Annotated in this window: 26 protein-coding genes, 1 tRNA gene and 1 pseudogene; 11 read left to right on the top strand and 17 right to left on the bottom strand. The window is 65.0% G+C overall.

The features are described from left to right. Nucleotides 1–4 precede the first annotated feature (4 nt). Entirely contained in the window at nt 5–406 is a 402-nt protein-coding gene (locus tag OHA70_RS13295; RefSeq protein ID WP_328332153.1) for a DMP19 family protein, read from the bottom strand. A gap of 116 nt (nt 407–522) precedes the next feature. On the opposite strand from OHA70_RS13295, the gene OHA70_RS13290 reads away from it, so the two are divergent. From OHA70_RS13290 to OHA70_RS13280, 3 genes and pseudogenes are all read left to right on the top strand, one after another. Further along, nucleotides 523–729 carry a hypothetical protein gene (locus OHA70_RS13290; protein ID WP_328332151.1) on the top strand — a complete coding sequence of 69 codons (207 nt, stop codon included), beginning with the start codon at nt 523–525 and terminating at the stop codon, nt 727–729. A 42-nt stretch (nt 730–771) separates the two neighbouring features. Next, nucleotides 772–1125: a hypothetical protein gene (locus OHA70_RS13285; RefSeq protein ID WP_328332148.1), complete on the top strand. Its 354-nt coding sequence runs from the start codon at nt 772–774 to the stop codon at nt 1123–1125. Further along, nucleotides 1122–1278: pseudogene (locus tag OHA70_RS13280) on the top strand (MerR family DNA-binding transcriptional regulator); the annotation flags it as partial. The gene OHA70_RS13285 and the pseudogene OHA70_RS13280, both read left to right, overlap by 4 nt. Before the next feature lie 75 nt (nt 1279–1353). On the opposite strand, the gene OHA70_RS13275 reads toward OHA70_RS13280, so the two are convergent. Genes OHA70_RS13275 through OHA70_RS13255 form a run of 5 tightly spaced genes read right to left on the bottom strand, consistent with a single transcriptional unit; the run spans nt 1354 to nt 3969 of the window. Beyond that, nucleotides 1354–1653, bottom strand: coding sequence for a hypothetical protein (locus OHA70_RS13275; RefSeq protein ID WP_328332146.1), 300 nt, complete (start codon nt 1651–1653; stop codon nt 1354–1356). Nucleotides 1654–1698: 45 nt separating this feature from the next. Continuing rightward, on the bottom strand, nt 1699–2100 hold the full coding sequence (locus tag OHA70_RS13270; RefSeq protein ID WP_328332144.1) for an arsenate reductase ArsC: 402 nt from the start codon (nt 2098–2100) through the stop codon (nt 1699–1701). Then, nucleotides 2097–2840: an MIP/aquaporin family protein gene (locus OHA70_RS13265; RefSeq protein WP_328332142.1), complete on the bottom strand. Its 744-nt coding sequence runs from the start codon at nt 2838–2840 to the stop codon at nt 2097–2099. The genes OHA70_RS13270 and OHA70_RS13265 overlap by 4 nt, the downstream gene beginning before the upstream one ends. A gap of 43 nt (nt 2841–2883) precedes the next feature. Beyond that, nucleotides 2884–3582, bottom strand: a complete 699-nt coding sequence (locus OHA70_RS13260; RefSeq protein WP_328332140.1) for an arsenate reductase/protein-tyrosine-phosphatase family protein — start codon at nt 3580–3582, stop codon at nt 2884–2886. Between the two features lie 42 nt (nt 3583–3624). Then, entirely contained in the window at nt 3625–3969 is a 345-nt protein-coding gene (locus OHA70_RS13255; protein ID WP_328332138.1) for an ArsR/SmtB family transcription factor, read from the bottom strand. Nucleotides 3970–4059: 90 nt separating this feature from the next. Here OHA70_RS13255 and OHA70_RS13250 point away from each other — a divergent pair, with 90 nt between their 5' ends. Together OHA70_RS13250 and OHA70_RS13245 are read left to right on the top strand one after the other, a co-directional pair. Beyond that, entirely contained in the window at nt 4060–5526 is a 1467-nt protein-coding gene (locus OHA70_RS13250; protein ID WP_328332136.1) for an FAD-dependent oxidoreductase, read from the top strand. Beyond that, nucleotides 5526–6779 (top strand): MFS transporter, encoded by a 1254-nt coding sequence (locus tag OHA70_RS13245; protein ID WP_328332134.1) that lies wholly within the window; start codon nt 5526–5528, stop codon nt 6777–6779. The genes OHA70_RS13250 and OHA70_RS13245 overlap by 1 nt, the downstream gene beginning before the upstream one ends. Here the strand turns inward: OHA70_RS13245 and OHA70_RS13240 are convergent. Next, nucleotides 6662–7270 carry a GNAT family N-acetyltransferase gene (locus tag OHA70_RS13240; RefSeq protein WP_328332132.1) on the bottom strand — a complete coding sequence of 203 codons (609 nt, stop codon included), beginning with the start codon at nt 7268–7270 and terminating at the stop codon, nt 6662–6664. The two genes, OHA70_RS13245 and OHA70_RS13240, sit on opposite strands and share 118 nt — an antisense overlap. Nucleotides 7271–7393: 123 nt before the next feature. Here OHA70_RS13240 and OHA70_RS13235 point away from each other — a divergent pair, with 123 nt between their 5' ends. Continuing rightward, nucleotides 7394–8347 carry a cyclase family protein gene (locus tag OHA70_RS13235; protein ID WP_328332130.1) on the top strand — a complete coding sequence of 318 codons (954 nt, stop codon included), beginning with the start codon at nt 7394–7396 and terminating at the stop codon, nt 8345–8347. Between the two features lie 51 nt (nt 8348–8398). After that, nucleotides 8399–9484 (top strand): phospho-N-acetylmuramoyl-pentapeptide-transferase, encoded by a 1086-nt coding sequence (gene mraY, locus OHA70_RS13230; protein ID WP_328332128.1) that lies wholly within the window; start codon nt 8399–8401, stop codon nt 9482–9484. Here mraY and OHA70_RS13225 read toward each other — a convergent pair. Together OHA70_RS13225 and OHA70_RS13220 are read right to left on the bottom strand one after the other, a co-directional pair. Next, nucleotides 9463–10140 (bottom strand): alpha/beta fold hydrolase, encoded by a 678-nt coding sequence (locus tag OHA70_RS13225; protein ID WP_328335120.1) that lies wholly within the window; start codon nt 10138–10140, stop codon nt 9463–9465. The two genes, mraY and OHA70_RS13225, sit on opposite strands and share 22 nt — an antisense overlap. A gap of 162 nt (nt 10141–10302) precedes the next feature. Beyond that, nucleotides 10303–11034, bottom strand: a complete 732-nt coding sequence (locus tag OHA70_RS13220) for a VOC family protein (protein ID WP_328332126.1) — start codon at nt 11032–11034, stop codon at nt 10303–10305. A gap of 147 nt (nt 11035–11181) precedes the next feature. Here OHA70_RS13220 and OHA70_RS13215 point away from each other — a divergent pair, with 147 nt between their 5' ends. Next, nucleotides 11182–11850 carry a DUF4304 domain-containing protein gene (locus tag OHA70_RS13215; RefSeq protein ID WP_328332124.1) on the top strand — a complete coding sequence of 223 codons (669 nt, stop codon included), beginning with the start codon at nt 11182–11184 and terminating at the stop codon, nt 11848–11850. 249 nt (nt 11851–12099) lie between these two features. Then, nucleotides 12100–13026 (top strand): bacteriocin fulvocin C-related protein, encoded by a 927-nt coding sequence (locus tag OHA70_RS13210; protein ID WP_328332122.1) that lies wholly within the window; start codon nt 12100–12102, stop codon nt 13024–13026. A gap of 874 nt (nt 13027–13900) precedes the next feature. On the opposite strand, the gene OHA70_RS13205 is transcribed toward OHA70_RS13210, so the two are convergent. Further along, nucleotides 13901–14377: a hypothetical protein gene (locus OHA70_RS13205; protein WP_328332120.1), complete on the bottom strand. Its 477-nt coding sequence runs from the start codon at nt 14375–14377 to the stop codon at nt 13901–13903. A 179-nt stretch (nt 14378–14556) separates the two neighbouring features. Between OHA70_RS13205 and OHA70_RS13200 the strand changes: the two genes are divergently transcribed. Next, entirely contained in the window at nt 14557–15060 is a 504-nt protein-coding gene (locus OHA70_RS13200) for a hypothetical protein (protein WP_328332118.1), read from the top strand. A 463-nt stretch (nt 15061–15523) separates the two neighbouring features. Then, a complete protein-coding gene (locus OHA70_RS13195) occupies nt 15524–16573 on the top strand; it encodes a hypothetical protein (protein ID WP_328332116.1) in 1050 nt (349 codons plus the stop codon). A 145-nt stretch (nt 16574–16718) separates the two neighbouring features. Here OHA70_RS13195 and OHA70_RS13190 read toward each other — a convergent pair whose 3' ends face one another. The 7 genes from OHA70_RS13190 to OHA70_RS13160 form a co-directional block, all read right to left on the bottom strand. Then, nucleotides 16719–16925, bottom strand: coding sequence for a hypothetical protein (locus OHA70_RS13190; RefSeq protein WP_328332114.1), 207 nt, complete (start codon nt 16923–16925; stop codon nt 16719–16721). A gap of 47 nt (nt 16926–16972) precedes the next feature. After that, nucleotides 16973–17830 carry a helix-turn-helix domain-containing protein gene (locus OHA70_RS13185; protein WP_328332112.1) on the bottom strand — a complete coding sequence of 286 codons (858 nt, stop codon included), beginning with the start codon at nt 17828–17830 and terminating at the stop codon, nt 16973–16975. Then, on the bottom strand, nt 17811–18329 hold the full coding sequence (locus OHA70_RS13180) for a DUF6879 family protein (protein ID WP_328332110.1): 519 nt from the start codon (nt 18327–18329) through the stop codon (nt 17811–17813). Before OHA70_RS13180 ends, OHA70_RS13185 begins: the two co-directional genes overlap by 20 nt. 5 nt (nt 18330–18334) lie before the next feature. Continuing rightward, nucleotides 18335–18529: a hypothetical protein gene (locus OHA70_RS13175; protein WP_328332109.1), complete on the bottom strand. Its 195-nt coding sequence runs from the start codon at nt 18527–18529 to the stop codon at nt 18335–18337. 433 nt (nt 18530–18962) lie between these two features. Further along, nucleotides 18963–19038: transfer RNA gene (locus OHA70_RS13170), tRNA-Arg, on the bottom strand. Nucleotides 19039–19145: 107 nt separating this feature from the next. Beyond that, complete coding sequence (locus tag OHA70_RS13165) at nt 19146–19700, bottom strand: hypothetical protein (protein ID WP_328332107.1); 555 nt, start codon at nt 19698–19700, stop codon at nt 19146–19148. 35 nt (nt 19701–19735) lie between these two features. Next, nucleotides 19736–20191: a cupin domain-containing protein gene (locus tag OHA70_RS13160; protein WP_328332105.1), complete on the bottom strand. Its 456-nt coding sequence runs from the start codon at nt 20189–20191 to the stop codon at nt 19736–19738. Nucleotides 20192–20283 lie beyond the last annotated feature (92 nt).

Genomic DNA, 20283 nt, shown 5'->3' with positions numbered 1-20283 from the left:
TGCCTCAGCCTCGGTTTGCGCCGATGGCTTCGGTGAGTTTTGCGTCGGCGCCGGCGGTGGCTTCCAGTTTGTAGAAACGCTTGTCGAGGTCACTGAACGTCGCGTCGAGGGAGTTGTCGTCGATCTTCTCGGCCCGGTCGTCGGCGTCCAGCGAATAGGGGACGCCGAACAGCGCCACAGCCTCGCCCAGAAGGTCGGCCCATCCGGATCCGAGCAGCCGCGGCAGCCCGGCTACCGCGGTCAACGCCGTGTCTCCACCCCAGTACCGGAAATAGGAGTCGAATCCGCCCGAGTTGACCTCCTGACGGAAATCACAGATCGCGAGTACCTGGCGATCGCGCTCGTTCAGCGAAGACCTGTCCTCTTCCGCGTACTGCTCGTAAAACTCCCAGACATCGATACCCATGCGCCGAACCTACTCGAACTCGCCGAGGTCGAAGCTGTACCAGTCCCGGTTCACGAAGAAGTGCGCCACCGAACCCTGGCACAGGCTTCTGCGCCGAGCACGCTGCCATCGCAGCCATGGTGACCGCCCGCGAGTACAAGATCGCAAAGATCGTCGCCGTCTGGCGAGGCGACGACGGCATCCACGCCGTACCACCGTGCGGCCGCTGCCGAGAATTCATCCGCCAGATCGACCCCTCGAACCTGGACACCGACGTAGTTCTGGGCCCGAACCGAACACTCCCCCTCCACGACCTCCTCCCCGCCAACGACTGGCCCGCCTGAAGACTTGCATTCAGTACCCAGGTACAGGTTTACCGTCGAAACATGACGACGCTGAATGTCGGGGCCGGTGGGGACTGGGCTCCAGCGGCCTGCACGCTCCCGACCGCTGAGCAGCCCCTCCGCATCGCGGAGTTCGACAAGCTGTTCGCCGACGGCTTGCGTGGGCTGGAGCGTCGGGCGCCGACCGTACTGGAACTCACCCTCGACGCCGCCGCCGAAGCAACAGCACGCGACCTGACCGCCCGCGAGACGAGCTGCTGTTCCTTCTTCCGCTTCACCTTCACACCGGACTCCGCCCGGACGGTACGGCTCCAGGTGACAGTCCCGCCGGCCCACGTCGACGTACTGGATGCACTGGCCGCGAGAGCAGCCAAAGCGGCAGGACTACCGACATGACCGGCTCATGGCTGCGTACCGGCCAGGTCGCCGAAGCCGCCGGCGTCAACCAACAAACCCTCCGGTACTACGAACGCCGCGGCCTACTGTCCGAGCCCGACCGCACCCCCGGGCGGCCACCGGCTCTATCCGCCAGAAACCGTCACCGTGCTCTGAGTGATCAAGGCAGCCCAACGACTCGGTACCAACCGTGGACCAACTCCGCAACGCCATCAACCCAAAGATCCGCTAGGGCAGATACCGGTCGATTCGGCGTAGTAGTTGCCCGATGATCGGCCGCTGCTGCCACCCGTGGCTGATCACCAAGTCACGCCCTCGACGTACGACCGCCCGGGCCCGCGCGCCCGGCGACGGATGGAGCTCGTCCTCGCGTTCGACAGCTCGCCGCTGCAGAAAGCGGGCGCACTGGAGACAGACACCCACCTCCGGATGCTGACCGAGCCGCAAGATGTCACGGCTTCCGAATTCGCCGCCACAGCACCAGCACACCGATTCGCCCGGCGGGACTGTCTGGTCTGCAGCGGTCATGCAGCCATCATCGCTCGGAATCCACCCTGCGTCCTGGTGGCGAGGTCAGGCTCTAGAGAGTTCTCCGATGAGCTTCTCGACCCGACCGCGGATGTCGTCGCGAACCTCGCGGACGACCTCGATCGGCTGACCGGCCGGATCGGTGAGTTCCCAGTCTTCATACCGCTTGCCGGGAAAGATCGGGCAGGCGTCGCCGCAGCCCATGGTGATGACGACGTCGCTTCCACGGACCGTCTCGGTTTCGAGCAGTTGCGGTACCGCCCCGGTGATGTCGATGCCGACCTCGCGCATCGCCTCAACGGCGACCGGGTTGATCTGATCGCGCGGCTCGGATCCGGCCGATCGAACCTCAACCGCATCCCCTGCAAGCGATCGAAGCCATCCAGCGGCCATCTGAGACCGACCGGCGTTGTGGACGCAGACGAACAAGACGACAGGCTTACTCACGTGGTGGCTCCGGTGGTGTCGGCGTGTGGGGTGACGATCGTGTCGGCGGCCTGGCCGGCATCGGGATACAGCACGGCAAGAAGACCAACGCCGACCACGGCCCCGAAGAGTTGCGCGACGATGAATCCCGGCACGGATCCAGGCGCGATCCCGGCAAAGGTGTCACTGAACGCTCGCCCGATACTCACAGCCGGGTTGGCGAACGAGGTCGACGAAGTGAACCAGTACGCCGCTCCGATGTACGCACCGACAGCGGCGGGCGCAACGGCAGCTCGCCCCGACCAGCCGAGAGCGAAGATCAGTACGACGAGTCCCGCAGTCGCAACCACCTCGCCAAGCCACAGATGCCCGGTACTGCGATCTGTCGTCGCCCAAGACACCGCAGCCTTGGCGTACATCAAATTAGCCAGTACGGCTCCCGCGACCGCCCCGACGACCTGCGCGGGGACGTAGGCGGTGAGCTCGCGCGGAGTCAGGCCCTTGCCGGTACGGCGCCCGAGCCACCAGTCGACGGCCGAGACAACAGGGTTGAGGTGCGCACCGGACACCGGCCCGAGCATCAGGATCAGCACAGCGAGCCCGAGTGCCGTCGCAAAGGAGTTCTCCAGCAACTGCAAGCCGACGTCACTCGGAGACAAGGCCGACGCCGCGATGCCGGACCCGACAACGACAGTCACCAGTAGCCCAGTACCGACTGCCTCGGCCACCGCTCGCCGCCACAACGGCGCAGCGCCGCTCACCGGCTACCCACGGCCGGAGCGGACAGGTCTTCTCGATGGTGCCTCACGGTCGACTCCTGGGTACTTCGGTGGGCGTAAGAACGGGCGCCAACCGGTCGATGCGGTCGGCGAGCTCGGCATAGGCGGCCTCGAACGCCGCGTCGGTGTCGACCGCCGCGGGATCGGGCACGGCCCAGTGCAGGCGCGGCCGGGACTCGGCGGGAAGATACTCGTAGGCGATGTCGCAGACAGCAATGACCAGGTCGTCCCGCTCGACCACGTCACGTACATGAGCCGTGCGCCAACCGGCCGGGTCGAGGCCGTGCTTGCGGGCGACGCTTACGGCTCGGGGATGCGGCTTGGCCGCTGGCTGAGTACCGGCCGATAGGGCAGGGATGTGGCTGCGCCGCGACCAGATCGACGCGGCCAACTGCGAGCGTGCGGAGTTAGCCGTACAGACGAATACGACGCGTGGCGCCGTCGTCAGGGTCGGCGTCATCACCGACTCGAGCACCTCGGTCACCAGCCGGACGTACGTACGGCGGCGGTCGCCTTCGGACCGGGAGCGGGCGACGAGGCCGGCCTCCTCGAGCACCTTCAAGTGATGGGCGATGAGGTTCGTCGGCAGGTCCAGTACTGCGCTCAGCTCGCCGGGTGCGGCGTCACCGGCGACCAGGGTGTCGACGATCGCCAGGCGCGCCGGATCGCCGAGCGCGGCATGGACTCGGGCTCGCTCGATCAGAGTCGATCGCTCAGTGTTCATTGACTCAATGATTGCTGAGCTAATCCATCGGAGTCAACTGACTCAGGCGTGAACCTTGGCCGGCGTAGCAAGCAGAGCGGAGACCCATTGCAGTCGTTCGCGCATCGGCCAGTAGTAGACCCAGGTGCCGCGCCGTTCGCAATCCACGAGCCCGGCCTCACGGAGCACCCGAAGGTGGTGGGAGATGGTCGGACCGCTCACGTCGAACTGGCCGGTCAGGTCGCAGACGCAGATCTCGCCGTCGGCGGACGCGATCATCGACATCAGCCGGAGCCGGATCGGATCGGCCAGCGCCTTGAAGACCGCCGCACCCTCGGTCGCTCCGGCGGAATCAAGGGCAGCTTCGGAGATCGGCGTACAGCATCCGACGTCCTTTTGTTTCGACATGCGTCTATCTTGACTCCTATCGAATCAAGAGGCAAGCTGTGGCTCACCACTGATTAGATGAATGTCGAGATAGACCTGAGGAGTTCGATCGTGAGCGAGCAGAACACCGCCGCCGGTGCGGCACCGGCAGGATCCGCGGGAACGGCGGCACCGGCAGGATCGATGGGACCGGTTGTGGTCATCGGTGCGGGACCGGTCGGCCTGGCCGCCGCCGCCCACTTGGCCGAGCGCGGCCTGGACTTCCTCGTACTGGAGTCCGGCCCCGGCGTCGCCGCCGCGATCGAGGAATGGCGGCACGTGAAGCTGTTCAGCCCCTGGCGCTACGACCTCGACAGCGCCGCCCGACGCCTGCTCTCCCAGTCCGGCTGGATCGAGCCCGACCTCGGGAAACTCCCCACCGGCGGCGACCTCATCGACTCCTACCTCGCACCGCTGACCAAGACGCCCGAGCTGACCGACCGGATCCGCTACAACGCCGAGGTCTCCGCGGTGACGCGAGTCGGCTTCGACCGCGTCCGTACTGCGGGCCGAGAACTTGCACCGTTCCTGATCCGCCTGGCCGACGGTACCGAGATCCTCGCCTCCGCCGTGATCGACGCGACCGGCACCTGGCGCCGCCCGAACGTACTCGGCGGATCCGGCATCCCCGCCCGCGGCGAAGCATTAGTTGCAGACAGCATCGTTCACGCCCTGCCCGACGTACTCGGCCGCGACCGTGACCGCTTCGCAGGACGCCGTACTGCGGTAGTCGGCGCCGGCCACTCGGCCTCCACAACGCTCCTCGACCTCGGCGAACTGGCCGAGCAAGTACCCGGCACCGAGATCGTCTGGGTAGTCCGCGGTTCCGATCAAGCCCGTACCTATGGAGGCGGCGAAGCTGACGAACTCCCCGCCCGCGGCGCCCTCGGCAGCCGCCTGAAGAAGCTCGTCCAATCCGGACGAGTCGAACTCGTCAGCAACTTCCGCACCGAAGCCGCCTCCCACACGACCGACGGGCGGATCGAGCTAACCGCCGGCACGCAACGCGTCATCGCCGACACGGTCGTCAACTCCACCGGCTTCCGCCCCGACCACGACATGGTCAGCGAACTGCGCCTGGACCTGGACTCGATCATGGGATCCACCCGAGCCCTGGCCCCGCTCATCGACCCCAACCAGCACTCCTGCGGCACCGTCCCGCCCCACGGTGTAGACGAGCTAACCCACCCCGAGCCCGGCTACTACGCCATCGGCGCCAAGTCGTACGGGCGAGCCCCGACCTTCCTCCTGGCCACCGGCTACGAACAGGCCCGCTCGGTCGTCGCCGCCCTGGCCGGCGACTGGCAAGAAGCCCGAGACGTCCAACTAGACCTCCCCGAAACCGGCGTCTGCTCCTCCAACCTCGCCTACGGCGACACCAGCGCAGACACCGCCGGCGGCTGCTGCGGCCCGTCACCAGAACCCGTCGAAATCTCCGCGCCGCCGACCGCCCGTGGCCTGGCCACGGGCATCAGCGGCGGCCTCCTGACCGTCATCGACAACGCACCAACAACAACCCAGTCGAGCTGCTGCAACTGATGAACCGCACCGCTGCGGCGATCGCCACCGACTCAGTGATCGGCGATCGCCGCGACGGTCAGCAACGCGGTGTCGTCGCCGCCCTCGCCATCACCACCACCATCGGATACGGCGTCCTGTACTACGCCTTCAGCGCACTCCTCGCCCCGATGAGCCATGACCTCCGGATCTCCACCACCACAGCCACCGGAGCGCTCACCACCGCCGTACTCGTCAGCGCGGCCATGGCAATCCCAGTCGGCCGCTGGCTCGACACCCACGGCGGCCACGGCGTCATGACGACCGGCTCGCTTCTGGCGACCGTCGCAGTACTGGCGTGGTCTCAGGTACAGACTGCAGCTCACCTGTACGCCGTATTCGTGGCGATCGGCGCCGCCTCGGCGATGGTCCTCTACCAACCGGCCTTCGCCATCATCGTTGCCGTCACCGCACCTACGAAGCGCGCCAGCGCTCTCCTGGGCATCACCCTCGTGGCTGGCTTCGCCAGCTCGATCTTCATCCCGCTCACCGGCCAACTCATCCACGCCTACGGATGGCGCCACGCCTTGATCGTCCTGGCCGTCGTCGTCGCCGCGATCACCGTGCCGCTGCACGCTGTGGGGCTCCGCCACACCCGCCCAGTAGTACCCGCTGCCCACCACGTACCCAGGTCGCCTGCCCGGGTACTGCGCGACGCCGGGTTCTGGCTGATCGCCTGCGCCTTCATCCTGCACAGCGCAGCCCTCGCCGTCATGGCAGTCCACCTGGTCACGTACCTGACCCAGCTCGGCCACTCCCCGACCGTCGCCGCGACCCTCACCGGCCTGCTCGGACTCCTGTCGGTCACCGGCCGCATCATCACGACGGTGGCCAGGCGATGGCTACCCATCACACTCGTCGCCGCCGCCATCATCACCCTGCAAGGCGTTGCCATCGCCTTGCTTCCCTTCATCGGCAGGACCGTCATCGGCGCCGCCGTCAGCCTGGTCCTGTTCGGCCTCGGCTTCGGCGTCGCCTCGATCGCCACCCCGGCCATCCTGCTCGATCGCTACGGCGACCAGGGCTACGCCACCATCGCCGGCATCCTCGGCACGCCCACCACCATCAGCCGCGCAACAGCCCCACTCGGCGCAGCCGTCCTGGCTTCGCTCATCGGCTACCGCCCGCTGGTCCTCGGGTCGGCTGCGGCTTGCGTCACCGCTGGACTATTCCTCGCCTCGGCCTCAGGGCTGCGCAGACCGACTGCGTCATACCGCCAGAACGCATCCGGATAGACGAGCGTCCCAGTCATCCATGGCTCGTACGCCGGGAGCGTGATGACCTGGAAGGCGTCGTCAGGGATACGCAGGGACGGCTTCCGGAAGCCCCGGCCATCACCAGGCATGAAGCCGAAACGCATGTAGTACCGCGGATCGCCCTCCAGCCAGACGAGCGGAACCGCCTTCTCGGCGAGGATCCCCAGCCCGTACCGCACCAAGGCCGCCCCGATACCGCGCCGATGAAACTCGGCCATCACCGCCAACGGACTGAGCACGTACACCTCAACCAGCCGCCGATCGGCATCGAGCAAGCCGCTGGTGAACATCACATGCCCGACAACCTGCACATCCTGCTCAGCGACCAGCGAGAGCCGACCCGCGGCCGTGGTGGTGTCCCGCAGGGCGTCAACCATGTCAGCGACGACGAGACCATGGTCACCGAACGCCTGCAGGTGGATGCCCCGCACCACCTGGCCATCACCCGGAAGCTCCTCGCGAATGTCCATACCCGGAGAGTAAAGGCCTCTTCCTCCTGCCTGCACACGGTTTTCGAGGCCGGTTGTGCGTTGTCGAATGCGACCTGATGGCCTATTGATGTGGTGTCATGCCAGTTCACGGAGAGGACTGGGATGACGGTAGAGCGAGCGATGCCGACACAGGACGAGGTGCTCGGGTACTTCGAGACGCTGTCGAACTGGGGACGTTGGGGCGACGACGACGAGCTCGGCACGCTGAACCTCATCACCGACGACGTGCGGCTGGCAGCGGCGCGGGCCGTGCGCCACGGCAGGAGTGTGTCGTGCGGGTGGGAGGTCGCAGTACCGGAGGAAATGGAACGGTCCACGACAGCCTGCCCGTGCGCCGCCGACATGCCGGGCGCCGAGCACATGCCGGCCGCATTCCACGCCGACCGCCGCTGGGGGTTCTCGAACGAGCGACTCGGCATCTTCTTCCACGGCAACACGATCACCCACCTCGACTCGCCCTGCCACCTCTTCTGGGACGGCAAGATGTACAACGGGCGACCGGACTCGCTCGTCGACGCCGAGACGGGATCGGCGTGGGCCGCTGTCACGGCCGCGGCGAACGGGATCATCACGCGTGGGGTCCTGCTGGACATCGCGCAGGTCCGCGACGTGCCGTGGCTGGAGCCGGGTGAGGGTGTCTTCCCCGAGGATCTCGAGGAGGCCGAGCGTCGCCAGGGCGTACGGGTGGGCTCCGGCGATGCGGTCCTCCTACGTACCGGCTACGGCCGAGCCCGCCACGAGTCCGGTCCGTCCGGCGACATCACCCAGGCCGGCTGGCACGCGTCCTGCCTCCCGTGGCTACATGAACGAGGCGTCGCACTGATCGGCGCCGACACACCCCAGGACGTTCAGCCCTCGGGGTACGACAACGTATTGATGCCCGTCCACGCCGTGGGCCTCGTCGCGATGGGCCTCTGGCTGCTCGACAACCTCGACCTGGAGGCGTGCGCAACAACAGCCGCCGACCTAGGCCAATGGGACTTCCACCTGGCACTCACCCCACTCCGCCTCGCCGGTACTTCGGGCAGCCCGGTCAACCCGATCGCCACCTTCTGACGACGCCTCGCTGGGATCGACCACCCGAAATGGCCGAGAGGGGCTGATGTTGTGCGGGCAATACTCCTGAGTGGCGGGCTGGCGGTGTTCTGCTCGCTGCTGGGGACCCGGATCGCCATCGGGTGGTTCGTCCGTCACGGCTTCGGCCAGCCGATCCGGCACGACGGACCGACGACGCATCACGTCAAGCGGGGTACGCCGACCATGGGCGGTCTGGTGATCCTGCTGAGTGCCGCTGCTGCGTACCTGGTGGCAACGATCCTGACCGGTGGTCGGCCGAGTGCCAGCGCGTGGCTGCTGATGTTGCTGTTCCTCGGCTGCGGGGTGGTGGGATTCCTCGACGACTTCATCAAGGTCTACACGCAGAACAACCAAGGTCTGAGCAGCCGAGCCAAGATGGCGGGTCAGACGCTGGTCGCGCTCGTCTTCGGGGTCCTGGCCACGCAGTTCTTCGCCGACGACCGCGGTGTCAGGCCGGCCTCGCAGTACATCTCCACCACTCATGACTGGTGGATCAAGCTGCCGCTGATCGTGGTCCTGCTGGTGATCTGGTTCATCGTCGCCGCGACCTCCAACGGCGCCAACCTCACGGACGGTGCCGACGGCCTACTCGCCGGCTCCTCGGCTCTGATCTTCGGCGCGTACACGATCATCAACGTCTGGCAGAACAACCAGCTGTGCGACTCCTCGCGGCCCACGCTGGTGGAGTCGCAGTGCTACCAGGTACGCGACCCTCTCGACCTCGCGGTCTTCTCGGCCGCCATCGCTGCAGCCTGTGTCGGCTTCCTCTGGTGGAACGCCAAGCCCGCCCGAATCATCATGGGCGATGTCGGCTCCCTAGCCATCGGCGGCGCCTTGGCCGGGCTGGCGATCATGTCCCGCACCGAACTCCTGATGACGGTCGTCGCCGGACTGTTCGTCCTCGAGACCATGTCGGTGATCCTTCAGATGATCACCTTCAAGCTCACCAGGCGACTCACCGGCACAGGCCGCCGCATCTTCCGAATCACCCCCATCCACCACCACTTCGAACACCTCGGCTGGGACGAGGTCACCGTAGTGATCCGCTTCTGGATCATCGCCGGAATCTTCGTAGCAACCGGCCTAGGCATCTTCTACGCCTCGTGGCTCACCTGACAGCTGACCCACTGGTGGATGTCCTTCAGGGTCGCGATACCGGGAAGGTGACCGCCCGGGTACTGATGGCCCTGCGCGCCAGGAATGTTCTCAAGTAGCCACCGTGCATCGTCCTCGGGAACGAACTCGTCGTTCGTCCCGTACCAAATGCCGACCGGGACGCCGATGCTCTCCGGGGCGAACCCCCACGGCTGAGAGAGAGCGACCTGATCGTCGTACCAGCCATCGAGACTGTCCGCGAACGTCGTCATCAGCCGAGCCCGGGCATCCGGGTCATCCCAAGCCGGCGGCCCGGGTGGCGCTCCCGGATACTCAGGCCCGCCTGCTTCAACCTGCGCCAAGATGTCGGAGCCAAGCTGCTTGAGCTGTCCCCGAAAATCTTCCTCCGGCGGCAGCGTCACAACCCGCGGCCGAACCCCGGAGAGCACAGCACACCGGGTAACCCGCTCCGCCAAAAGCGCCGCACAAGCCAACGCATGCGGCCCCCCACCCGACCCACCCACCACCGCGAACCGCTCCCATCCCTGACTGTCCGCGAGAACCTCAACATCCCGCACAAAATCAGCGACAGTACGCCCCGGCTGCCGAGTAGACCCGCCATACCCAGGCCGATCCGCCATCAACACCCGAACCCCACTCTCCTCCATCGCCGCCACCTGATCAGGCCGCCGCAACCGAGTACTAGGAGTCCCATACAACTCAACCACCGGCACCCCACCCACCGGCCCATACAAACAAAACCGAAGAACCCGCCCACCCACACTGACCTGGCCATCCACCCACCCATCCAACCCCACCCTCAGGCCAATTGGAGGCCGTCAGCTTGGCGACAGGAGGCAGAACTCATTACCTTCCGGGTCGGCGAGCACCGTCCAGTGGACCTCGCTCTGCCCAAGGTCGATGACGGTGGCACCGAGCCCCCGCAGCCTGGCCGCCTCAGCCTCCGGATCGTCCCCTGGGTAAGGGCGCACGTCGAGATGGACCCGATTCCACACGGTCTTCACATCGGGCGTCCGGCGGAACTCCAGATACGGCCCGACGCCTTTAGCGGACCGCAGTACCGCCTTGTCGTCGGTCACCTCGTGCACAACCCAGTCCATAGCCTCACCCCAGAACCGAGCCATAACTCGCGGATCAACACAGTCGACCACCACCTTCGCGATCGGCCCGGTGTCCTCATAGAGCGAGTCCAACACACAAAACTCGTTCCCCTCAGGATCAGCCATAACCACCCACGGCACGTCCCACTGCCCCACGTCGGCGTGCGTCGCCCCAAGCCCCTCAAGCCGCGCAACCACCTCCGCCTGATGGCCCGAGGATCTGGTCGCGAGGTCAACATGCACACGGTTCTTCACCGTCTTGGCTTCCGCCGAGACAACAAGGTCGACGCAGACAGCAACAGGATCGGGGTAAACAAACCCCTCAGGCTCAAGATTGGTAACCCCAGGCCCCTCACTAGAGACACTCCACCCCACCGCCTCGGCCCAAAACCCACCCAGCGCGGAATCATCCCGAGCCTTCATATTGATCTGAACAAGCCGAGTCGCCATGCCGCCGATGCTATCGACGGCCCAACACAGCAAGAGCGAGGGCTTTCCCGAACCACCACAGACATCCAGCTTGATCCCTAATCCTGCGGTGCTGCTGGAGATCTTGGGCGACTTGTCACAGCAACTGCGTCACGGAACGCTATGCGCATGTCATCGACACCGACTGCTGAGGCAATGGCGCAAATCGTTGCGGTCGCCGCGCCGCTGCTGAAGTCGGCGGGCTTCAAGAAGCGACGCCACACCTTCAATCGTCGCGTCGAGGATGGGCTGGTGCACCTGGTCAACTTCCAGATGGGATCTTACGACCCATCGGGGCGACCCGACGTCTTGGCGGGCATCAGGGTCAACATGCATGGACTCTTCACCATCAACCTAGGCGTGTTCGTCCCCGAGATGGATCGCGACGGGCCACCCCGCTCGTCTTGGATCAACGACTACGACTGTCAGCTCAGAAAGCGCATTGGCGAACTGATGCCAGAGCAGAACGACGTGTGGTGGCCGCTCGACTTCGAGCCATCCCAGGAGCAGGCGATAGACGCCATGCGAGACATGGGACTGACTTGGCTCGGTCAGTTCACGAACCGACAGGTCATCCTCGACAAGTTCCAGGCAGGCGACGAAGAAGAACTCGGTATGACGCCGGCAGCAGCACTCGACGTAGCCGACCTCCTGCTCGCCACGGGCAACATCCAGGCAGCCGAGCAGGCTGTACGCGACTACCTCGCACGAGACGACGTGCGACGGCCGCACCGCGACTACGTCGAGAACGAGTACCTCGAGCTGCGCAACCTTCGCCATCTGCTCGACCAAGCCTGAGGCACTCGTCGACACGACCGGGGCAGCCCTCGGAGCTATTCGGCCGCCCAGGGTGGGTGGGAGCTGCACGCTGAGCGAGCGACGGAGGAGCACTTGGAGCAGCCGCTCGACCACAACGCGTGACCTCCAGCCCTTGTAGCGTGACCGACCACGCTGGTTCTCCAGCGTGATCGGCTGAGACGAGAAAGGATGCCCATGGTTCAGCAGTGGATTCTTGCGTTCGACGCATCGTGCGGAACGTGCACCAGTGTGTCCGAAGCGGTTGCGGAAGCATCCGGACCGGGTCTGGAGATCAGACCGCTGGGGGACGCCGACGTACAAACCCTCCGGGTTCGGGCGTTGGGCCCTGACCCGGTGTGGGCACCGACCCTGCTGCGGGTGGACGGCGATCGGGTCCGGGCATGGACCGGGCGTGCGATCGCGGTTCCACTCGCCCGTCGACTCGGGCTGGCCGCGAGCGCCCGGGTCATCCAGGCACTGGGGAGGCTTCGCCGCCGCGCTGACGGCCGGGCCGATGAACTACCGGGCGCCCCGACCGGTACGGCGCAGCTAAGCCGGGCGCACTTCCTGCGGCTGTCGGGTGGGGTTGGCGTCATAGCAGGCATGGCCCTGACCGGCACGATGCCTGCCTTCGCCGACATCGAGAAGCAATCGGCCCGTGACTGGGTCGCGGTAAACCGGGCGGCCCTGCCCGATACTTACGACACCTTCGCGAAGTATCCGCTGACCTTCCGTCGGGAGATCTTCACCGCTTCCGCGCCCGAGGTCCGCAGCCGGCTGTGGACGGCCCATCTCGATCAGTTCCGCGCCGCCCGGCCCAGCCTTACTCCCGAACAGCACAGGGTCCTCGACGAGGCCCGTGCCCTCGTCGCCCGGCACGAGATCTGGGAACCGGCGCAGGCCGGGCGGTCCGCCGACACGACGAGACTCCGCGCCCTGAGGGACGCGGCGATCGAAGCATTCGGCAAGCCGGAGGCGTACGCCGCGATCGCGACTCTCGGCCCCGCCCCTGCCGCACGGACCCAGACGGCGAGAACCGGCACCGTGGACACCTGCCCCTGCGCTACCACGGATGGTTGGTGCGGAGACCTGCACTGCTACCCCGGAAACTGTGAATACCGCCCGAGCGGCTGCGGCACCGCCTGGGTCGAACCGTGCGACGGAACCTGTAGCTGAACCATCCACCCAGCACGTCCCCCGGAGTCACTCCTAGCGCCTCCGGGGGACGCAAGGGGCCGAACGGTGCCGTATGACTGACGTCAGCAGCGCGGTGTGCTTCGTTCCGGCATCCGCTCAAGGTTTGCCGCCTTCTGTCCCAAGGCCCCTCAGGGCCAGTGCCGCCAGCCGGTTCGGCGGAACCCTGTCCAGCCGTACCCTGCCCAGCCCGAACGCGGCGACTTCATCCACCCGCTCCAGAGCCTTCCCAATGCCCATTCCCGGTCCGCGCCGGCCGCCGCAACTGCTCTAGGCTCCCGAGACCCGCTTCCCTGTGGCGCCTCCAGCAGGTCCGCCGCCAGTGACACGTCACCCGCGCAGGAACATGCGGAACCTCCGCCCCGCCCCCACGCCAGCCCTCGAACGGTTGATAGACGTAGGCGTCCCGGATCTCCCACGCATGCGCGTACGCCGTCATCTGCCGCTGGCGACAGATTACTTATCAGCACCCGCGTAGGAGCCGGGTCGGCCGACGATCTGTTCGCGGCAAGTGGGCTGTTCACTACGACGCCGCCTTGACGATGAAGACCTACGTCTATGCGAGCGACGATCTCAAGACGGCGGCTGAACGCTACTGGGAACACAAAAGCCCAGGTCATCCACCTGAATGACTTGGGCTCGTGCTGGCGCGCTCGGAGGGATTCGAACCCCCAACCTTCTGATCCGTAGGACCCTGCAAACTGCGCCGCGCCTCATCGCGGCCCCCGCGTCGGCGATCCGATCGGTGCCAACAGGAGCCAATCGTTAGGGCACGTTGGGGTCAGACTGGGGTCAGCAGCGGGCCCCGATTACGAGTGAACCGATAGTGTCTATCGAGGTCCTCATGCCAATCCGGTCATGCTGGCGACCTGGCGCTCTCGACTTCTGTCTTGGAACGGTCAGCCATCCACGGCGGTGTCCAGTCCACGTGCTTGGCTAGATCTACCCAATCGAGGGTGAGGACCGTCGCCATCTCGTTGTTCTCTCCATAGATATCGTTGATTCTCGTTCCGACGAGCTCCATCGCGGACACAGTCGTGTCCAGGTGACCCATGTCGCGCCGGGCAGCCATAACAAAGTCTGCGTAGAAGCGAATCAGCAAGATCGACGGTGCGTCGTTGAAGGAACCTTGACGGAAGTGGTGCCAGGCCCTCACCGCCGCGTCAGAGCCATAGATCACGATCCAAGCATCGAACTTCCCAAAAGCCGACTTCAGCTCATCCGGGTCCGCAGCCCTCGCCGCATCTAGGTCCAGCATCTTGCTGAGCAGATCGATCATCGGCTGGTAGACCGCGTACTTCTTCTCGGCTAACCGATTTTCAAGGTCACGCACATGCTGAGCCTGCGTCTCAAGCAACTTTGTTTTTCGTGCTGACCGAGCCGCGGTTGTCGCAGCCAAGAGGGCAGTCGCTGCTGGGATGCATGCGAGGACGAACGGAGCCCAGTTCATGAGGCTCAGTATGAGGGTGCTAAAGCCTGCCTGTCCCGCTAGTGACCTTCTATGCTCCGTTTATGGTCATAGCTGTAGTAGCGGCAGCCTCGGATCCTGCAACGAACCTGTCCCCGTACGCGCTCGCCTGGTTCACGCTGGCCGGGACTCTTCTCGGCGGTCTCATCACTGGAGCAATCCAGACTGTCAACACGCGTAACCAAGCTCATCTCACAAACCAGCAGACATTGCGTGACGAACGACGTGTCGTCTATGCCAGCTTCCACCAGCACGTACTGGACTCTCTCTCCGTCCTGAGCAGAGCGCAAGTTGTTGACATCGGGCATCCCGGTCGACCGACTGCCAGCGAGATCACGCAGACCGTCGTAGCCCTCCATGCCGCTCAATCGAAGGTAGCGCTCCTGGCGGGTGAGGACGTCGATCAGATCACTACGTCAACCTCTGCAAGGCTGGCTGATCATCTTGCAACGGCGATCCTGGAAAGGCAGGGCAACATTGATCTTCCAGTGAAGAAGAACATCGCTGCTCTTCGGTTGGCGATGAAGAAGGAACTCGGAGTGACGTAGTCCCCAGTCCAAGAGGTGTCTTCCCGTCTGCCGTTCAGCCCACGCGTAGCGCGATCAGGAGACGCCAGAGGGGCCAAGATGGAGCGCCCTGCTGGACGAACGATCTTGGCCGCTCTGAGGCTCCTGATAGGTCCTGACTGGGCTGAGCGGCAGGCGGGAAGACAACCCATCCCGGAGTTGTGAGGCCCCCGCCGGAGGCATGCATGCAGGTTCGCCCGCTGCGCCGCCGGGATGGGGCGAGGTTCGGCCGCCAGGTCGCATGGGCTCGCCCCAGGCCGGCGGCGCGCCCTTGATCCATAAGAGGTCAATCCGGCAATAGGAGGCAGTGGCAATATGATCTGCGGTCATCCGACCCGATCGATAGTCTTAGCCGATGCCATCAATCTCATTCTCGCGGCGCACTGAAGATTGGGTTGTTCGGGGTGACGAGCGCCGAAGTGGGCCCGATGGCGAGCTTGTACTCATGCAAGAGGAGCTGACTCTGGTCTCTGCATCCGATCTTAAAAATGCTCTTCTCTCTGCGGGCGATTTCTACGGCTCCGGCTGGGGCCGGGCAGGTGTCTCGAATGTCCCCGAGGGACACTTCGATTCGGACAGCCCTCTCGGCCAGATCGGCTTCCTGGCTAGAGACAAACAACTAGTCGTCACCGTCACCTGCACGGCTCCATGGCCAGATGATGGTGATGAGAAGCCCGCACTGGGGCAGGTTCGGCGCCTGGTCGCGCCGCTCCTCAAGCGCGCCCGATCGGAACTGGGAGTCATCGAAACCAACTATTCGTGGTCTGACCACGAATTCCTCGCGATCGACCTTGAGATCGCGACACCTCTACGAGGCCGAACGGCGGCTGACCTCTACCACCTCGGCGAGGACGTGCTCCAGCTCTGCGACGCGCTCGCCAACGCTGAGGTCTCGCGCAACACCATCGCTGATCTCGTGCGCGGGGGTGGTGCGCACCTGCTAATCGACCAGCCTGAAGGCAATTGGCTAGATGCCAAAGGGGAGGAGTACGACCTAAAGACCACCAAAGGAAAGATCAGCCTCGCTCAAGCTGTCGCTCGCTTCGCCAACGCGGAAGACGGTGGGCTCATCGTTGTTGGCGCCAAGGCGAAGAAGGTCCCAGGGGGCGAGATCATCCGGCAGGTTCACGGTGTCAGACCGCGTTATGCCGACACAACGGCCCGCTACCTTGGAGTTCTCGACCTGCACGTCTATCCGCCGCCGTACGGCCTACGGATCGATCTGGTACCAACCGATCAGGGACTCACCCTAATCATCATCGACGTTCCCCCACAGCCAGAAGAGTTCAAGCCATTTCTGGTTCATGGCGCAATCACAGCGGACGGCAACACCGAAGGCGCTTTCATCAGCATCGTCCAGCGGCGCGGCGAAGGAAGCATCCCAATCACGGCACCCATGATTCATGCCAGCATCGCCGCTGGTCGCGCACTCCTCAGGGGGCAGGTAGCCCCGAACCCAGGCGCGGCCCATCCTGCGGCCGGCAACACCGAATGAGCCGCCGTTCATCGATCTGAGCGATTTGGTGACGGGCCAGCGTGGCTGCAGGGGTCACATGCGGCCGGTCGGTTGAGGGGTGATGGTCGGTTCGGCTGAATAGAGGTCCAGGGTTTCGGCCACCAAATTGCAGACCGGTCGGTAGCTAGTCGTCGTCGAGCCACTCCGCACCGAGGCTGTCACGGTGGTAGCCCTTGTGGTCGCCGTTGATGCAGGCTCGACCGGTCATCGGGTTTTCGCCGTCGCAGCGTTCGGCCGGCCGAAGTGTGGGCCAACCGGTCGCGGTGGTGTGGTCGTCGTCGGGGTGGCCGCCCCACTCGACTCCGAACGACGTGTTCCCCGTGGTTGTCATACGGCAACGCTAGGAACCGGGCGAACGAGGCGGCTACGGTGTTGCGCCTAGTTGCTGGTGTTCATCTCGGATTGCGTTCGGATGATCAGGGCGCGGGCGTCCGGGCCGTAAACCGCGGACTGGCGGAGTAGGTCGAACATCCGGTCGTAAAGGCGGATCTCTTGTGGCTGGGTGATTTCGATGCTGGCGGTGGGTGTTTCGAGGGTGACGAGCTTGTCATCGAACATCCAGAAACCCGCCGAGCCGACGCCCTGGCGCTCGATCATGGCGGGCACGATTCCGAGAGCGATGTTCGGGAGATTCATCAGCGACAGCAGCCGGTCGAGTTGGCCGGCCATGGTCTCGGCTGTGCCGAACCAGGTTCGGAGCGCGTTCTCCTCCAGGACCACGGTGAACTTTCGCCGGCCTTCGTAGAGGATGGTCTGGCGCTGCATCCGGGCAGCTACCGCTTCGTCGATATCGTTGCTGGTGTTGAGGAATCGCATCCAGAAGGTGAGCATCGCGCGGATGTACTCAGGCGTCTGAAACAGCCCTGGAATCACGTTGTGCTCATAGATCCTGAACTGCTCGGCGGTCTCGTAGGTCTTCTGGAACGCGAGCATGAGTTGCTTCATGCCCGCGGAACCGCGTCGTCGGTACTCGACATACATCGACTCGATTGCCCGCGCCTGGGCGACCAGGTCGGCCTCCTGGTCCCCCGCTCCGCAGGCTGCGCACCAAGCCCGAATGTCGGCATCGGTGGGAGTCTGCACGCCGTGCTCCAACTTGCTGATACGCGTGAAATGCCAACCGGTCGCGGCGGCAAGCTCACGACCGGTCAGGCCAGCATCTTTGCGCAGATTCCGAAGGCGTAGCCCTAGGGCTTCCTGAACCTTTCGGGCTGAGCTATTCGGGCTTGTACTCACTGTAGGGAATCGTCAGCGGCCACACCTGGTCGAATGCCTTGCGGCACATCTCGACGGTTGCCGGGTTCGTCGTGGTGGTCAGTGCGTTGTTCAGTCCTGCACCGGAGTAGTGCAGGAAAACGACTCGTTCGTCGTCGAACAGGTAGTAGTCGTTGCCAGGGAAACAGAGTTCGGAGACCTCGCGCCTTGGCACGAAACGGACGTCTTCGCCGGCCTCGACAATCGGATGACCGATCGCGAGGGTCCACCGCTGATAGTCACTGAGAGGCTCAGAGACGATCCGTGCGCGTCGCACTGTCCGTCCGGCGGCGATATGGCCGCGCAACGTGGCGCACCAATCTTGAAGCCACTCAAGGTCGTCCGGTTCGCCTGCTGCCCACTGCGCCATGTGAGGCAGCTCGACCTCGGTGCCGTACGCGTCGCGGGTCTCAAGGTGAATAGAGCTGTGGCTGAACGTCTTCAGCAGCTCTTGGAACTCGTCGTCGGTGATCTCTTCCACGAGTCCTACTTGAAGAACTGGATCATGCGATCCGGGATCTCGACGGCGGTCTCACCGTTCGGGAGCTTGAGCGTTGCCAGAGCGTCGGGGTCGTCGACCACCCAGCCCTGAACGATCCAGCTTCCCCGGTCGGTCTTGTAGAGGGTGGGCGAGTTGGTGGGCTGAGAGTCCGGGTCGCCTGCGATGAGAGTCAGCTTCATGATCTTCCCCTGCCTTCAGTCGTTGCGTGACCTTGCTCTGCCGAGTCTGGGGTTACTCATTGTTGCCTGTCACCGATGTTGCCAGGAGTTGCGCGAGCGCGAACTCGCTGAGTTCCGTGTCCGACTCGGTTCGACTCAGGTGATCATGGCCAGCACCTGGCGTTGCAATCGCTAGCTGAGCGTCGGATCTGCTCATCGGGACTCGCGGGCCGCGTCAGCGCGGCTACGCGGGTCGGGAGTCAGTCACTCAACGCCGAGGCGACGGATCCAGGGTGCTCTCAAATCAGCGGGCGCAGCACGCGTACCCAGGGTGGGTGGGAGCGGTCCGCGGAGCGGGCGACGGAGGAGCCTGCGTAGTGGGGCCGCGTGGGGGAACCACGGTCCTGGGAATGACAAAACCCCAGGTCATCCACCTGGTGACCTGGGGTTTTGCTGGCGCGCTCGGAGGGATTCGAACCCCCAACCTTCTGATCCGTAGTCAGATGCTCTATCCGTTGAGCTACGAGCGCCGGACAACGAAGGGTAACGATACACGCGGGACCGGGGTGGGTGCCAATCGGCTCCCCAGCGAGCGTGAGTACGGCGTACGGAGGCCTGTCGGTACGCCGTACGAGGGCTAGTTGAGGAGGGTTTTTACGGAGCCGCCGGACTCTGTCAGCTTGGTGCCCAGGCCGGCCAGGGCTTCGCCTACTGAGGCGAGGATGCCGGAGAGGTCTGTCAGGTTGCCGGCCAGGCTTTCGATTTCGGTGGCTACGCCGCCGATGCTGCCGCTGCCGTCGTTGAGGCGTTTGGCGGCCGCGTCGCCGATGCCGGGGATCTTGTCGAGTTCGCCGGCCAGACCGGCGAGCATGCCGGCTGCGTCGTGGAGTTTGTCCTTGGCCGAGTTCATCGTCGTCGCGCTGCCGGTGAGCGCTTTGCGGGCGCCGCCCTCGCCGTCGTCGCCGACCAGGGCGCCGGCGGCCTTGGCTGCCTGCTCGCCGGCTTCGGCCAGGCCGGTACCGATCGTCTTCATCAGGTCCGGGAGACGGCCGATGAAACCGAGCGCGTCGTCCGGCAGGTCCTTGACCAGCTTCAGCAGTTTGTCGAAGTCGTCGGAGTTGTCCAGTACGAACCCAACGGCCTTTTTCACATCACCGAGGTCACGCCCACCCAGCAAATCCCCTAGATCCATGCCGGGATGGTATTCCCCAAAGCACGCCAGAGGGGTCAGAAGTCGGCAGGTGTCGTCCGCTGTTCAGCCCGCAGCTCATTCAGCAACGAAGGCGTGATCTCCACCCCAGACGCGGCAGCCGCAGCCACCGCCCGGAAGTAGTTCTCGTAGCCCGCCGGCGTGAACACTGTGGTCAACCGCGCCGCCTCAGAGGTCGCGTTCCGGTAGCCGTGCGCCTGCCCGCGCGGCACCGACACCGACCCACCCGCTCCAACAGTCAGTACGCCGTCCGCCGTGTCGAAGGTGACCTCACCCGCGACAACCAGGAAATACTCCTCATGCGCGTGATGGACGTGCGGCGCCGCTCCCAGCGCACCGGCGGCGAGCACGGAGTCGACGACGGACAGAGCGCCACCGGTCTGCGAGCCGGAGATGCGCACGGTGAAGACGCCGAACGGCAACTCGAGTACTTCACCAGCGGTACCGACGACGATGTCCGGGAAGGAAGTCACCGCCGCAGCATAGGCAGGAACCAGGACCATCCCCGGAGCGTCAAAGGCGACGTCCGGGGTAAAGCGAAGGGGAATTTCTGCGTGGCAAGCGT

Source organism: Kribbella sp. NBC_00382 (genome assembly GCF_036067295.1).
In the GTDB taxonomy this organism is placed as follows: domain Bacteria; phylum Actinomycetota; class Actinomycetes; order Propionibacteriales; family Kribbellaceae; genus Kribbella.
The sequence above is the reverse complement of the archived record's forward strand: the minus strand, read 5'-3'. Positions and strand labels throughout refer to the sequence as shown.